18 protein-coding genes and 3 pseudogenes are annotated in these 13,146 nt (G+C 64.1%); 17 read left to right on the top strand and 4 right to left on the bottom strand.

Annotation, left to right across the window (positions count from 1 at the left end):
* Window positions 1-12: 12 nt before the first annotated feature.
* From H9L15_RS02635 to H9L15_RS02630, 3 genes and pseudogenes are all read left to right on the top strand, one after another.
* Window positions 13-393, top strand: a pseudogene (locus H9L15_RS02635) (pseudouridine synthase); the annotation flags it as partial.
* Window positions 394-609: 216 nt separating this feature from the next.
* A complete protein-coding gene (arfB, locus tag H9L15_RS16805) occupies window positions 610-1,020 on the top strand; it encodes an alternative ribosome rescue aminoacyl-tRNA hydrolase ArfB (RefSeq protein WP_223276624.1) in 411 nt (136 codons plus the stop codon).
* Window positions 1,020-1,499: a GAF domain-containing protein gene (locus H9L15_RS02630; RefSeq protein WP_187715058.1), complete on the top strand. Its 480-nt coding sequence runs from the start codon at window positions 1,020-1,022 to the stop codon at window positions 1,497-1,499. Before arfB ends, H9L15_RS02630 begins: the two co-directional genes overlap by 1 nt.
* Here H9L15_RS02630 and H9L15_RS20080 read toward each other — a convergent pair.
* Window positions 1,496-1,867: a GFA family protein gene (locus H9L15_RS20080; RefSeq protein ID WP_187715057.1), complete on the bottom strand. Its 372-nt coding sequence runs from the start codon at window positions 1,865-1,867 to the stop codon at window positions 1,496-1,498. The genes H9L15_RS02630 and H9L15_RS20080 overlap by 4 nt on opposite strands.
* A gap of 1 nt (window position 1,868) precedes the next feature.
* Window positions 1,869-2,341, bottom strand: a pseudogene (locus H9L15_RS02620) (universal stress protein).
* Between the two features lie 125 nt (window positions 2,342-2,466).
* Here H9L15_RS02620 and H9L15_RS02615 point away from each other — a divergent pair.
* The 8 genes and pseudogenes from H9L15_RS02615 to H9L15_RS02580 all read left to right on the top strand — a co-directional run bounded on the left by H9L15_RS02615 (window position 2,467) and on the right by H9L15_RS02580 (window position 9,328).
* Window positions 2,467-3,798 carry a pyruvate dehydrogenase complex dihydrolipoamide acetyltransferase gene (locus tag H9L15_RS02615; RefSeq protein ID WP_187715056.1) on the top strand — a complete coding sequence of 444 codons (1,332 nt, stop codon included), beginning with the start codon at window positions 2,467-2,469 and terminating at the stop codon, window positions 3,796-3,798.
* 1 nt (window position 3,799) lies between these two features.
* Window positions 3,800-4,012 carry a hypothetical protein gene (locus H9L15_RS02610; RefSeq protein WP_187715055.1) on the top strand — a complete coding sequence of 71 codons (213 nt, stop codon included), beginning with the start codon at window positions 3,800-3,802 and terminating at the stop codon, window positions 4,010-4,012.
* Between the two features lie 9 nt (window positions 4,013-4,021).
* Entirely contained in the window at window positions 4,022-4,408 is a 387-nt protein-coding gene (locus tag H9L15_RS02605) for an acyl-CoA thioesterase (RefSeq protein WP_223276451.1), read from the top strand.
* Entirely contained in the window at window positions 4,401-5,816 is a 1,416-nt protein-coding gene (lpdA, locus tag H9L15_RS02600) for a dihydrolipoyl dehydrogenase (RefSeq protein ID WP_187715054.1), read from the top strand. The genes H9L15_RS02605 and lpdA overlap by 8 nt, the downstream gene beginning before the upstream one ends.
* Before the next feature lie 22 nt (window positions 5,817-5,838).
* Window positions 5,839-7,118, top strand: a pseudogene (locus H9L15_RS02595) (Xaa-Pro dipeptidase).
* A 49-nt stretch (window positions 7,119-7,167) separates the two neighbouring features.
* Window positions 7,168-7,512 (top strand): DUF3140 domain-containing protein, encoded by a 345-nt coding sequence (locus tag H9L15_RS02590; RefSeq protein WP_187715053.1) that lies wholly within the window; start codon window positions 7,168-7,170, stop codon window positions 7,510-7,512.
* A gap of 74 nt (window positions 7,513-7,586) precedes the next feature.
* The gene (locus tag H9L15_RS02585) at window positions 7,587-7,991 is read left to right on the top strand and encodes a cupin domain-containing protein (protein ID WP_187715052.1); all 405 of its coding nucleotides are present in this window, start codon (window positions 7,587-7,589) and stop codon (window positions 7,989-7,991) included.
* Between the two features lie 44 nt (window positions 7,992-8,035).
* Window positions 8,036-9,328, top strand: a complete 1,293-nt coding sequence (locus H9L15_RS02580; RefSeq protein WP_187715051.1) for an amidohydrolase family protein — start codon at window positions 8,036-8,038, stop codon at window positions 9,326-9,328.
* A 43-nt stretch (window positions 9,329-9,371) separates the two neighbouring features.
* Here the strand turns inward: H9L15_RS02580 and H9L15_RS02575 are convergent, their stop codons facing one another.
* Entirely contained in the window at window positions 9,372-9,602 is a 231-nt protein-coding gene (locus H9L15_RS02575; protein ID WP_187715050.1) for a hypothetical protein, read from the bottom strand.
* An 80-nt stretch (window positions 9,603-9,682) separates the two neighbouring features.
* Between H9L15_RS02575 and H9L15_RS18495 the strand changes: the two genes are divergently transcribed.
* From H9L15_RS18495 to H9L15_RS02565, 4 genes are read left to right on the top strand one after another with little or no spacing between them, the layout of a single operon-like run.
* A complete protein-coding gene (locus H9L15_RS18495; protein WP_262984893.1) occupies window positions 9,683-10,339 on the top strand; it encodes an aminotransferase class IV in 657 nt (218 codons plus the stop codon).
* Complete coding sequence (locus H9L15_RS18490; protein ID WP_317617571.1) at window positions 10,222-10,548, top strand: aminotransferase class IV; 327 nt, start codon at window positions 10,222-10,224, stop codon at window positions 10,546-10,548. The genes H9L15_RS18495 and H9L15_RS18490 overlap by 118 nt, the downstream gene beginning before the upstream one ends.
* Window positions 10,545-10,688 (top strand): hypothetical protein, encoded by a 144-nt coding sequence (locus tag H9L15_RS16800; RefSeq protein ID WP_223276450.1) that lies wholly within the window; start codon window positions 10,545-10,547, stop codon window positions 10,686-10,688. Before H9L15_RS18490 ends, H9L15_RS16800 begins: the two co-directional genes overlap by 4 nt.
* The gene (locus H9L15_RS02565) at window positions 10,685-11,413 is read left to right on the top strand and encodes a sulfotransferase (protein WP_223276449.1); all 729 of its coding nucleotides are present in this window, start codon (window positions 10,685-10,687) and stop codon (window positions 11,411-11,413) included. Before H9L15_RS16800 ends, H9L15_RS02565 begins: the two co-directional genes overlap by 4 nt.
* 3 nt (window positions 11,414-11,416) lie before the next feature.
* On the opposite strand, the gene H9L15_RS02560 is transcribed toward H9L15_RS02565, so the two are convergent.
* The gene (locus H9L15_RS02560; protein ID WP_187715049.1) at window positions 11,417-11,665 is read right to left on the bottom strand and encodes a hypothetical protein; all 249 of its coding nucleotides are present in this window, start codon (window positions 11,663-11,665) and stop codon (window positions 11,417-11,419) included.
* A gap of 160 nt (window positions 11,666-11,825) precedes the next feature.
* Between H9L15_RS02560 and H9L15_RS02555 the strand changes: the two genes are divergently transcribed.
* Window positions 11,826-12,512 carry a hypothetical protein gene (locus H9L15_RS02555; protein ID WP_187715048.1) on the top strand — a complete coding sequence of 229 codons (687 nt, stop codon included), beginning with the start codon at window positions 11,826-11,828 and terminating at the stop codon, window positions 12,510-12,512.
* 216 nt (window positions 12,513-12,728) lie between these two features.
* The gene (gene rpsL / locus H9L15_RS02550; protein WP_147044308.1) at window positions 12,729-13,100 is read left to right on the top strand and encodes a 30S ribosomal protein S12; all 372 of its coding nucleotides are present in this window, start codon (window positions 12,729-12,731) and stop codon (window positions 13,098-13,100) included.
* The last annotated feature ends 46 nt before the right edge of the window (window positions 13,101-13,146 follow it).

Here is a 13,146-nt window from a genome sequence, read left to right as displayed (position 1 = left end):
GACGCGGAAGCGATGGTCATCGACAAGCCCGCGGGCCTGCCGGTGGATACGCCGCGCCGGGGCGGCGATAGCGTCGTCGGGCGTCTCAACGAATTGAAGCAAGGCTTCCAGCGGCCGCCGACGCCGATGCATCGGCTGGATCAAGACACGTCCGGCTGCCTGTTGCTCGCGCGATCGCCCAAGGCGAGGTCGCTGCTGCAGAAGGCGTTCGAAACGCGGCAGGTCGAGAAATATTATCTCGCGGTCGTCGACGGCGCGATCGAGCAGGACGACGGCGTGATCGAACTCGCGCTCGGCAAAAAGTCGAGTGAAAAAGCGGGATGGCGAATGGTGCCAGATCCCAAGGGCGACAAGGCCGTGACCAATTGGCGCAAGTTGTCGGAACGCGATGGCAGGACGTTGGTCGAGTTTCGCCCGGTGACCGGACGCACCCATCAGCTGCGTGTGCACGCGCGAGAGGCGTTCGGCCGCGGGATCGTCGGCGATCGCGTCTACGGCGTTCCTGGCGGACCGATGCTGCTGCATGCCTCGCGGCTGGTCGTGCCGCGCGAGAAGAAGGCGACGATCGACGTGAGCGCGCCGCTTCCGGAATATTTCGGGACTGGGGCAGTGAAGCCTGAGGATGTCATCATCCCCGAGGACGCACTGAGCGAGAGCTTCCTCGCCGCGACGGGACCCGGCGGACAGAACGTCAACAAGGTCGCGACGGCAGTGCAGCTGCGCGTCGACCTCTATCGGCTCGGCCTTCATCCCAACGCCTACGAGCGGCTAAAGCAGATCGCCGGCAGCAAGGTGACCGGCGCCGGCGAACTGCTGATCACCGCCCGCAAGTATCGCACGCAGGATGCCAATCGGCAGGACGCGCGGCGGCGGCTGGCGGAAATGATTGCCGCTGCCCATATCGTCCAGGCGAAGCGCAAGCCGACGCGTCCAAGCCGGGCGGCGAAGGCTGAGCGCGTTGACAGGAAGAAGCAACGCAGCGCGGTCAAGCAGGGCCGCGGAAAGGTTCAGTTCGACTGATGTACGACTTCAAGATCGAAGCGGCGGACAAGGCGACGCTCTACAAGGATCTGCTGAGCGCGGCCGAGGGGCTGACGGCCGGTGAGCCCGATCCGATCGCCAACATGGCCAACGTCGCGGCGCTGATCTGGGAGACGCTTCCCGACATCAATTGGGCGGGCTTCTACCGCAACGTCGACGGCGAGCTGGTGCTCGGACCGTTCCAGGGACGGCCGGCCTGCATCCGCATTCCGTTCGGCACCGGCGTGTGCGGCGCTGCCGCAGCGAGCCACGAGGTTCAGCGCGTCGATGACGTTCACGCCTTCCCAGGCCATATCGCCTGCGACGCAGCTTCGGCGAGCGAGCTGGTCGTTCCGATCGTTCGTGACGGGAAGCTGATTGCAGTCCTGGATATCGACAGCCCGAGCCCGGCAAGGTTCAGCGGAGAGGATGAAGCGGGCTGCGTCGCCTTGGGCGAGCTGCTGGCGAAAGTCCTCTAGACGCGGTCGCGCTCGAATCGCCGTTGGAGCGGGAATGGCGGCATCCATGACTCGCGACGAACCGTCCACAGTTCATAAGTCGGCTTGAATTGATCGATGGCGTCGAGGGCGCCGAGATTCACTTCAACTTCGACGCCGCTCCGGCCGAACACCGACGAGCCGCAACGCGGGCAGAAATGACGCCCGGCATATTCGCGTGTCTCTCCCTCAACCTCCACGGCACCCTGATCGAAGATCGCCGACGCGTGAAACAGGGCTCCATGGTGCTTCCGGCAATCGAAGCAGTGGCAGATGCCAACGCGCTCCGGCTCGCCTACCGCGGTGAAACGGACATCGCCGCAGAGGCAGCCGCCGCTTACCGCATTCATCTCAGCTGAGCTGTTCCAGCCGCTCCTCGCTGAGCGAGCCGGGGATGATCATGATCGGGCAGGGAACCTTGCCGGCATCATTGCCGGTGAAATGCGCCACCAGCGGTCCGGGACTCCCCGCAGGGGCGGCACCGAGCACCAGCGCAGCGACCTCAGTCCGTTCGCCGACATATTCGCGCACGACCTTGGCCGGCTCGCCGCTACGAATGACGATCGAGGGCTTCAGGCCCGACTCGTCCATGATCTCGCCGACCGCGCCGCTGACGATCCCCTCGATGCGCAGCGTCTGCTCTTCCTCCATTGCCGCCTGGACTCCCCCCACTGGACGAAATCCTGCGGCTCGACGATGGCCAGCACCTCGACGAGGCCGCCGGTCTTGATCGCGCGACGCGCCGCGAACCGGAGCGCAACACGCGCCTCCGCACTGTCGTCGATCACGACGAGGTAGGTTCTTTTCGGGCCGCTCTCCCCCATGTCAGACAAGTGCTGCGTTAATCCGGCGTTCAGCGCAAGCGGCACGTTCGCGAGCGGTCTGGCCCTTGACCCGGACCGCCGCATTGGCTTTGTGCCCAAAGGCTTGCTCAAGCGGAAAGACGCTCATGCCGACCGAACTCAAAATGCCCGCACTTTCACCGACCATGGAGGAGGGCACGCTCGCCAAATGGCTCGTGAAAGAGGGCGATGACGTGAAGTCGGGCGACATTCTCGCCGAGATCGAGACAGACAAGGCGACGATGGAGTTCGAAGCGGTCGACGAGGGCAAGATCGCCAAGATCCTCGTTCCCGAAGGCACGGATGGCGTGAAGGTCGGAGCCCCCATCGCGATTCTCGCGGGCGAGGGCGAGGACGTTTCCGCGGCGGCTCCGAAGGCAGATACCGCTCCGGCGGAAGCGCCGAAGGCCGCCACTCCTGCACCGAAGCCGGACGAAACGCCCAAGAGTGCGCTGCCGGAGGCCAAGGGCGTCACTTCGACCGAGACACCTCCTGCTCCGGCGCAGCCCGCCGCTCGGCCACGTACAGAAGGTGACCGCGTGAAGGCCTCGCCGCTGGCTCGCCGTCTGGCCCAGGCCCAGAACATCGATCTCAATGCGCTGCAGGGCTCGGGTCCGGACGGGCGCATCGTCCGCGCCGACATCGACGCTGCGGTCGGCAAAGCTCCGGCTGCTGCACCGGCAGGTACGCCAGCGGCGGCTCCGGCGCTTGGCGGTCACGCCGTACTCCCAGGCGTCATTGAACAAGCGATCCCGCACGAGGCGATCAAGCTGTCGAACATCCGCAAGACGATCGCTCGCCGCCTCACGGAGTCGAAGCAGCAGATCCCGCACATCTATTTGACGGTCGACATCCAGCTCGACGCGCTGCTCAAGCTTCGCGCCGAGCTCAACGCCGGCCTCGAAAGCCGCGGCGTGAAGCTGTCGGTCAACGATCTGCTGATTAAGGCGCTTGCTCAGTCGCTGATCGAGGTGCCGGAGTGCAACGTCAGCTTCGCCGGCGACCAGCTGTTCAAGTACAGCCGGGCTGACGTTTCCGTAGCAGTCTCCATCCCCGCGGGCCTGATCACTCCGATCATCGTCGGTGCCGACACCAAGAGCGTCTCCGCGATTTCGACGGAGATGAAGGACCTGGCGGGCCGTGCTAAAGAGGGCAAGCTCCAGCCGCAGGAATATCAGGGCGGCACCGCCAGCCTTAGCAATATGGGCATGTACGGCATCAAGCAGTTCGAAGCCGTCATCAACCCGCCGCAGGGCATGATCATGGCGATCGGCGCGGGCGAGAAGCGGCCCTATGTCATCAACGACAGCCTTCAGATCGCCTCGGTGATGTCTGCGACCGGAAGTTTCGACCACCGCGCCATCGACGGCGCCGACGGAGCGAAGCTGATGCAGGCGTTCAAGCGGCTGGTGGAGAATCCTTTAGGCATGTTGGCCTGACATGAAGTGGATGACGGCACTCCTGCTCGGAGCGATCCTGGCGTTCGTGTTGCCATTGTCCCTCGGCGGCCAGGAAGGCGGGTGGCTCCATAGTTGGGCAGGTTGGGGGACGATCCGGCCGATCAAGGGGTCGCCGGGCTTCCTTTTCTCGGTCCCTTTGTTCCTGGGTTCCGCGCTTGCCTTCCGGATGTTCTTCAATTGGCACACGCGCTGAGGGCCGCGCTTGCCTGACCGCGTCCCCGTGATCCGCGCGACTGCAATGCCGACGCACCTCAATCCTTACGGCGGGGTATTCGGCGGTTGGTTGATCAGTCAGATGGCACTCGGCGCGGGAAGCGAAGCGTCGCGCGTTGTGCGCGGCAAGGCGGTGCTGGTCGCGGCGGACGAGCTTCGGTTCAAGGGCGCGCCGAGCGTCGGCGACGAAGTCTCTGTCTACGTGGAGCTGCTTGAAAGCGGGCGGACGTCGCTCACCTATCAGGCGGAAGCGATCTCGCGGGAACGGCACGGCGATGCCGAGACGCGCGTTGCATGGGGGCGCTTCAAGTTCGTCGCGCTCGACGAGAATGACAGACCGCGCGAAGTCGCGGCACAAGAGGGAAGTAATGGCTGAATCCTACGACGTCATCGTGCTCGGCTCCGGCCCGGGCGGTTATGTGGCCGCGATCCGCGCTGCCCAGCTTGGCCTCAAGACCGCGATCGTCGAGCGCGAGAACCTTGGCGGCATCTGCCTCAATTGGGGCTGTATCCCGACCAAGGCGTTGCTTCGGACGGCCGAAATCTTCCACCAGATTCAACATGCGGACGCCTACGGGCTCGAGGCGATCAAGGCCGGCTTCAAGATCGACAAGGTCGTCGCCCGCAGCCGCGCAGTCGCCAAGCAGCTCAATCAGGGCGTCACGCACCTGATGAAGAAGAACAAGATCGCCGTGCACATGGGCGAGGGAAAGATCACCGCGAAGGGCAAGCTCTCGGTGACCGGCTCGGACGGCAAGGCGACCGAGCTGGCGGCTAAGCACATCATCATCGCGACAGGCGCCCGGGCGCGGGACCTGCCGTTCGCTGCGGCCGACGGCAAGCGCATCTGGACCTACCGCCACGCCATGACTCCGGCGGAGATGCCGAGCGAACTGCTGGTCATCGGTTCCGGCGCGATCGGGATCGAGTTCGCGAGCTTCTATGCCGACCTTGGCGCCAAGGTGACGGTGGTCGAAATGCTCGACCGCATCGTTCCGGTCGAGGATGCGGAGGTCAGCGCCTTCCTCGAAAAGTCGGTGACCAAGCAGGGCATGCAGGTGCTGACGTCCGCGGGCGTCGAGAGCCTGAAGTCGGACGCGAAGGGCGTCGTCGCGGTCATCAAGACCAAGGACGGCAAGTCGGCCGCGCATCGGTTCAGCCATGCGATTGTCGCGGTCGGCATCGTTCCGAACACCGAGAACATCGGGCTCGAAGCGCTCGGCGTGAAGACGACCAAGGGACACATCGACACCGACCCGATGTGCCGCACCAACGTGCCGGGCCTTTGGGCAATCGGCGACGTGACCGCGCCGCCCTGGCTTGCGCACAAGGCGAGCCACGAAGGGGTGACGGCGGCTGAAGCGATCGCCAAGGAGCTCGGCAATAAAGATGCGCACCCGCACGCGACCGATGCGAAGAACATTCCGGGCTGCACCTACTGCCGGCCGCAGGTCGCTTCAGTCGGCCTGACCGAGGCGAAGGCGAAGGAAGCCGGCTACGAGGTGAAGGTCGGCAAGTTCCCCTTCATCGGGAACGGCAAGGCGATCGCGCTCGGCGAGGTCGACGGCTTCGTGAAGACGGTGTTCGACGCCAAGACCGGCGAATTGCTCGGCGCGCACATGATCGGCGCCGAGGTCACCGAGCTGATCCAGGGCTACACGATAGGCAAGACCGCTGAGCTCGTGGAAGACGACTTCATTCAAACCGTCTTTCCACACCCGACGCTCAGCGAGATGATGCACGAAAGCGTCCTCGCCGCTTTTGGACGGGTCATTCACATCTAAGCATTAGAAATAGGGGAATTCGATGAAGCGCCTGTTGCTCGCCGCCGCTGCGGCATTGTCCTTCGCTGTGCCTGCGAGCGGGGCGACGGTGATCACTGCTGACCGTTATCTCGACGTCGAGACGGGGCGTTACGTCGCGAACCCGGCGATCTTCGTCGACGACAGCGGGCACATCACGTCGATTGCGGACGCGCGCACGGTTCGCTGGGGATCGGACGTCAAGCATATCGATCTGGGCAACCGTACCTTGCTGCCCGGCCTGATCGACATGCACACGCATCTTGGGCCCGCCGACATCGCGGGTTATCGCTTCCTCGAATACACCGACAGTTTCTGGCCGATCGTCGCGGCCGCAAGCGCTCGCGACATGCTCGACGTGGGCTTCACAACGATGCGGGTTGTCGGCTCGAGCGATTGGGAGGACGTCGGCCTGAAGCAGGCCATCGAGGCTGGCTATGTCACTGGCCCAGGATCATCGGCGCGGGCCACGCGCTCGGGGCGACGGGCGGCCATTGCGACGATACCTATCTGCCGCCCAGTCTTCAGAAGAAGGAAAAGGAAGAAGGCATTGGCGATAGCCCTGACGAGCTGAAGTACCAGGTTCGCCGCCAGCGCAAGTTTGGCGCCGAAGTGATCAAGGTCTGCGCGACTGGAGGCGTCTTCTCGCGAGGCGACACGCCGGGGCAGCAGCAGCTGACCGAGGAGGAGCTTCGCGCCATTGCCGACGAGGCGCACATGCAGGGCCTCCGCGTCGCCGCGCATGCGCACGGCGCAAGCGGCATCAACGCAGCGATCCGTGCCGGCATCGACACGATCGAGCATGCCAGCCTGCTCGACGATGAAAGCATCAAGCTCGCCAAGGCGCGCAAGCGGCCGGTCTGGTTCTCGATGGACATCAAGAACACCGACTACACGCAGGCGGAGGGCAAGAAGAACGGCGAGCTCGAGGAAAACATCCGCAAGGACCGGGAGATCGGGCAGATCCAGCGCGACAACTTCCGCAAGGCCAATCAGGCGGGCGTACGCATGCTGTTCGGGTCGGACGCCGGCGTGATGCCGCACAAGATGGTCCCGCAGCAGTTCGCGGTCATGGTCGAGTACGGGATGACCCCGCTGCAGGCGATCCAGGCGGCGACCAGGAATGCGTCGGAAGCGCTCGGCCGCAACGACGTCGGCGAGATCCAGGTCGGACGCTATGGCGATCTCGTTGCCTATGACGGCGATCCGCTTCAGGACGTGCGCGTGCTTGAGCGCCCGGTCGCGGTGGTGAAGGGTGGCGAACTGGTTCCACGCGACCATTAGGCCTTTCGACCATCTTGAGCCGAACGCGCCCCTCATCTGTTGAGGGGCCATGCCAGAGATCGATCGCGACAAAGTCCGCAAGGACTTCAACGAAGCGGTGAACATGACCGCTCCGGAGTTGAAAAAATGGCTCGACACCAAGGAGAGCCGAGCCGTCGGATGGAAAGGCAAGGACGGCAAGGGTTCCGGAGAGAGTGTCGGCCATGCCAGCGGACGGCGCATCATTGACATCCTAAGTAAGGCAAAGGCGGAACTGACAGACGACGACTACGCCCACATGCGCAAGGTCGTCGGATATGTCCGCCGGCATCGGGCGCAGGAACCGGCGAACATTGCGACATCGCGCTGGCGCTACTCGCTCATGAACTGGGGCAACGATCCGTTGAAAAGCTAGGCCGCGCGAACAACATCCGTTGACGCGAGTTGAGCATCTGAAAACGCAATTCGGCGAGCGGAAAGGTTGATGGAATGAAGCGCGGCTTTTGCGACGATATCGAGCGGCTGACGATCGACAATGAGGACTTTCGACGCGTCCTCTACACCGGCGGACATCTGCAGCTCGTCCTGATGACGCTTCAGCCGGGCGAGGAAATCGGCGAGGAAGTCCATTCCGACCGCGACCAGTTCTTCCGCATCGAGGACGGGCAGGGATCGATCGACATCGACGGCCGCGAGAATCCCGTCCAGGGCGACTTCGCGGTCATCGTCCCGGCCGGTGCGCGCCACAACGTCCGCAACACGGGAACCGAGCCGCTGCGTCTCTATACGATCTACGGTCCGCCGGAGCACAAGGACAAGATCGTCCAGGCCACCAAGGCCGATGCGGAAGCCCGGCATTCCCGGGAAGAATGGGACGGCGCTACGACGGATTAGGCAACAGCCGTTGCGCTCGGCGGGAGTTGCCGTAAGCTTCGGGCATGCTCCGCAAACTGCTCATCGCCGCCGCGCTCGCTTCGAGTGCACCCGCTGCGCTTGCCGCGCCGACCTACATCCATGCCGGACGCGTGATCGCCGTCCCTGGACAGACTCCGCTCGGCCCGTCGACGATCATCGTCGACAACGGCCGGATCGTCGAAGTCCGCGACGGTCACGTTGCCGCGCCGGCAGGTGCCACAACGATCGAACTTGGCGACAAGACGGTGCTCCCCGGCCTGATCGATAGCCACGTGCACCTCGTCAGCGACCGTGGCGGGGAGCAGGCGCTTCTTGCCGAAATCCGCGACGACATGCCGCTGCATGCGCTCGAGACGCAGATGAACGGCATGAAGACCCTACGAGCGGGCTTCACCACCGTTCGCAATCTTGGTGACGATTATGGCGACACCCTGGCCTTGCGGGAGGCGGTGAAGCGGGGCTGGGTGCAAGGTCCGCGGATCGTCGACGCGGGCCGGGCGATTTCGACCACCGGTGGGCACATGGACGGGCGCGGTTCGCTCAACGACGATCTCGTCGCGCATTGGATGCCAAACCCGGAGAACCTTTGCGACAGCGTCGAAAGCTGCCGCCGTGTCGTGCGCCGCCAGATCGATCGCGGTGCGGATGTCATCAAGTTTGCAGCCACCGGCGGCGTGAACAGCGGCACCGGCCTTGCGACGCGCATGTTCGACGATGAGGCAAAGGCGCTGGTGCAGACTGCGCATGCGTACGGCCGCAAGGTCGCGGTTCACGCGCACGGTGCCGACGGTATCAAGCTTGCGCTGCGATCCGGCGCGGACTCGATCGAGCATGGCACCGTCATGGACGACGAGATCATCAAGCTCTTCAAGCAGACCGGAGCCTATTACGTGCCAACTTTGTCCACGGTGAATGGCTATATCGAGCGGCTCGCGAAGGACCCGAACGCCTACACCGGCGCGGTCAAGCAGCAGATCGAATGGCGCATCGGCATTACGGGCCAGTCATTGAAAAAGGCCTATCCGGCCGGCGTGAAGATCGCTTTCGGCACGGATGCCGGCGTTTCGAAACACGGCAAGAATGCCGAAGAGTTCGAGCTGATGGTGAAGTTCGGGATGCCGCCAGCCGAGGCGCTCAAGGCGGCCACCGTCAACGCTGCGGACCTGCTCGGTCTGTCGAACGAGATTGGGACGATCGAGGTGGGCAAGGCTGCGGATATCATCGCCGTCGCCGGGGACCCGCTAACCGATGTGCGCGTGCTGAAGACAGTTGCCTTCGTGATGGCGCGCGGCGAGGTGGTGAAGAACGAGGACTAGGGCATGAGGGCGCGGCCCGTAACCGCGCCCACCCTGACAGTCTTTACTGGTTAAGCATCTTGTCGACGTCGACTCGCTGCTTCTTCCATTCGTCCTTGGTGAGGCACTGGGTGCGAGTGACGCGGCTGCCGACGACGTTGTCGTAGGAAATGCAGTATTTCTTTTGATCGACCGCTGTCGTGGCCTCTTTTCCCGACTTCGGCTCGCCCTTGGCAGCGGCCGGAGCGGCGATCAGCGCGACGCTCAGTGCGACGATAATCTGCTTGTTGGTCATGCTCTTGCTCCCTCTAGAACGGCCCATGGATGTCGCGGGAGCGGTGCTAATGCCCGCCGGTTTCGACGGGGCGCGGGTCGGTGTCGATCAAGTCCGCTTGTCGGTCTGCGACGTACATTCGTCGCCTGTCGCGCCTTGCCAAGCTGACGGACGGGCACCAAGCTTCTCCGATGGCGCAGTCGATGCATGACGTCTCGGATCCGCGGAACGCGTCGATCCTCATCAATGTGAACGGCGAACTGAAGCCGCGCGACCAGGCGGTGGTGTCGGTCTTCGATTCCGGTTTCATGCTGGGCGACGGTGTCTGGGAGGGTTTGCGGGTTCACCAAGGGCGGTTCGCCTTCCTCGACCGTCACCTCGACCGGCTGTTCGAGGGCGCGAAGGCGATCGCCATGGACGTCGGCCTGACGCTCGATGAGCTTACCGAGCGACTGTACGAAACGCTCGACGCGAACGGCATGGATGAGGGCGTCCATACACGGCTGATCGTCTCGCGCGGGGTTCGCTCGACGCCCTACCAGGATCCTCGCGTCGTCGTGGGCGGTTCGACGATCGTCATCATCCCGAATACAAGGAACCGCCCGAAGGCATTCACGAACGCGGGCTCAAGCTGTTCACCGTGCACGTGCGCCGCGGCGACCCGGCGGTCCAGGATCAGAAGCTCAATTCCCTGTCGAAGCTCAATTGCATCACGGCCTGCATCCAGGCCGCGCAGGCAGGCGCCGACGAGGGGCTGATGCTCGATCCGCACGGGTTCGTGGCGACCTGCAATTCCACCCACTTCTTCATCGTCCGCAAGGGCGAGGTTTGGACGTCGAGCGGCAAGTATTGCCTCGGCGGGGTCACGCGCGCCGTCACCCTCGAGGTCGCACGGGAAGCAGGTATCCGGCGGTCGAGAAGGATTTCTCCCTCACCGACGTCTATGGTGCGGACGAGGCCTTCGTGACCGGCACGTTCGCCGGCATCGTCCCGGTCCGCGAAGTCGACGGACGCCAGCTCGAATGTCGCGGGCCGATGGTCGAGCGGCTGCAAGGCCTCTATCGTGACCGGGTCGAGCAAGACGTCCGGGAGGCTGTTCGTCCGTGACGGTTCGCGTCGCCATGTGGTCGGGGCCAAGGAACCTGTCCACGGCGATGATGCGAAGCTTCGGGAGCCGGGCTGACACATACGTCACCGACGAGCCCTTCTACGGAGCTTACCTCAAGGCGACGGGCGATCCCCAGCCGATGGCGGACGAGGTCATCGCCTCGATGGACTGCGATTGGCGAGACGTCGCGCGGACTATGACGGGTCCGTGCCCGACCGCCGCTCCGATCTGGTACCAGAAGCACATGGCCCATCACATGGTCGGTCCCGTTGCCCACGACGATTTGCCGGGTCTGCGCCATGCGTTCCTGATCCGCGATCCGGAGCGCGTGGTGGCCAGCTATGCGAGCAAGCGTGTGGCCGTGCGGCCGGAGCATCTCGGCGTCGAGCGCCAGGTCGAGTATTTTGAGCGCGAGGCCGATCGGCTCGGGCATGCGCCCCCGGTCGTCGATAGCGCAGACATCCTTCGCGATCCGCCGGCCATGCTCGAGCGACTGTGCCGCGCCCTCGGCATTGCCTGGGATCCCGCCATGCTAAAGTGGGAGCCGGGAATTCGCGAGACAGACGGGATTTGGGCATCGCATTGGTACGATGCGGTTGCGGCAAGCACCGGCTTCGGAGCGCCGGACGAGCATCCCACTCGCCTAGACGGCGAGGCGCAGCGCGTCGCGGATGCCTGCCGTCCTTATTACGAGCAACTCGCGGAGCATCGCATCCGCGCCTGACCGTCACCCGATCGTGCGGACTCCCGATGTAGCCCAGTCGGCATCGACATCGACCTCTCGAGCAGCCCATTCATCGCGCGTCCAGCAGCGGACTTTTTCCAGCCGGCTTCCGGTGATTGCTTCGATATGCATGCAATATCTGGTCTCAGGCGATCCGGCCGGAGCACTGAGACGTTGGGGCTCCTGGATCGTTGCTGACAGCGGCGTCGCGGCGGCGATCAGTCCCAAGCCGATTATCAGTCGATGTGCCATGCATTTTCTCCTTGATGGCAGCCGCCTTGGTTTACTCCTCCAAGCGAGCGGAAGCGAGGCGCTTTCGACCAACCGTCGGAGCCGAATGATAGCCGCGAACGTCAATTAAACTTTCCGTATACCTGCTTTTGATATGCTTTCCGGCACGGAGAGGAGAGCCATGCGGAAGTTCCATTATCGCGCCGGCAAGAATGCCATGGCCGCCTTGTTCATGGGCGCTTTGACCATCTTCTGCGCAATGCTTTGGTGGCGGAGCGGCGGTGTCTTCAGCCTTGCCGGATTTCTCCTCTTTGGTGCTGGCGCGGCCAAGGGTGCGACGGACGCCATGAGCAGCGAACCGGCCTTGGCATTCGGCGACGAAGGCCTCCGCGTCCGCACCGCGACCGGCGTGCAGCAGGCCGGCTGGAAGGACGTCCAGCATATCGGCCTCGAGGTCTTCACCTATCGCTACTGGGGCATCATCCCGATCGCGAAGCACGAAAACCTCGTCATCAAGATCGACGGCGGGCTGTTCGGAGCGAGGCGCCTCCGGCTTTCCGCCAATGCCATCGAGCTGCCCCCTGGCGGAGCGGTTGCCCTTGTCGCCTTGCTCCAGGCGGCGCATGTCGCGGCGGTAGGCGTCACGGGCGTCGCGATGAAGGGCGCCGGTGAGAATGGCTGGGGAGCGGCGCCGGCGCGGCCGACTCCAGAGCAGCAGGCTGGCTTCGATCCTGACGCGGCCCTGGCGCGCTATATGGCGCGGAAGGCGGAGGGCGAGCCGGGACCGATGGCTGAAGTCAGCCCGATTGCTGCACCTGCCGCCTCGACGATGCAGGCGCGGCCGGCTTTTGGGCGAAAGGGCCTTTAGCTACACGGTTGGAGTCCGCGACCCGTTGACCCTGAGCGGCCCCCTCGCTATGTGGCCGCTCGTCCGCGGGGCTGCGACCTCGTTCCCCTGACGGACAGAGCTGAACATTGCTCAAAGACGTGAAGGCCGGGTGGCCATAGGCCGCCAGGACTTCGCGCTTTTGCTTTGGGCAAAGTAACCGCCGGGTCTTCCGGCAACATAAAGGTGAAGGGCTTCATGCCAACGATTAACCAGCTGATCCGCAAGGGTCGCGAACCGCAGAAGGCCAAGTCTAAGGTCCCTGCGATGGAACAGAACCCGCAGAAGCGTGGCGTTTGCACTCGCGTTTACACGACCACTCCGAAGAAGCCGAACTCGGCTCTCCGCAAGGTCGCCAAGGTTCGCCTGACGAACCAGCGCGAAGTCATCAGCTACATCCCGGGCGAAGGCCACAACCTCCAGGAGCACAGCGTCGTGCTGATCCGTGGCGGCCGTGTGCGCGACCTTCCGGGTGTCCGCTACCACGTGCTTCGCGGCGTTCTCGACACCCAGGGTGTCAAGGACCGCAAGCAGAGCCGTTCGAAGTACGGCGCCAAGCGTCCCAAGTAACTCGCACGAGTAAGCCCCGGACAGGTTCCGGATTAGGCTGAAGAGA

The sequence above is a fragment of the Sphingomonas daechungensis genome (assembly GCF_014489495.1).
Lineage (GTDB): Bacteria > Pseudomonadota > Alphaproteobacteria > Sphingomonadales > Sphingomonadaceae > Sphingomicrobium > Sphingomicrobium daechungense.
The sequence above is the reverse complement of the archived record's forward strand: the minus strand, read 5'-3'. Positions and strand labels throughout refer to the sequence as shown.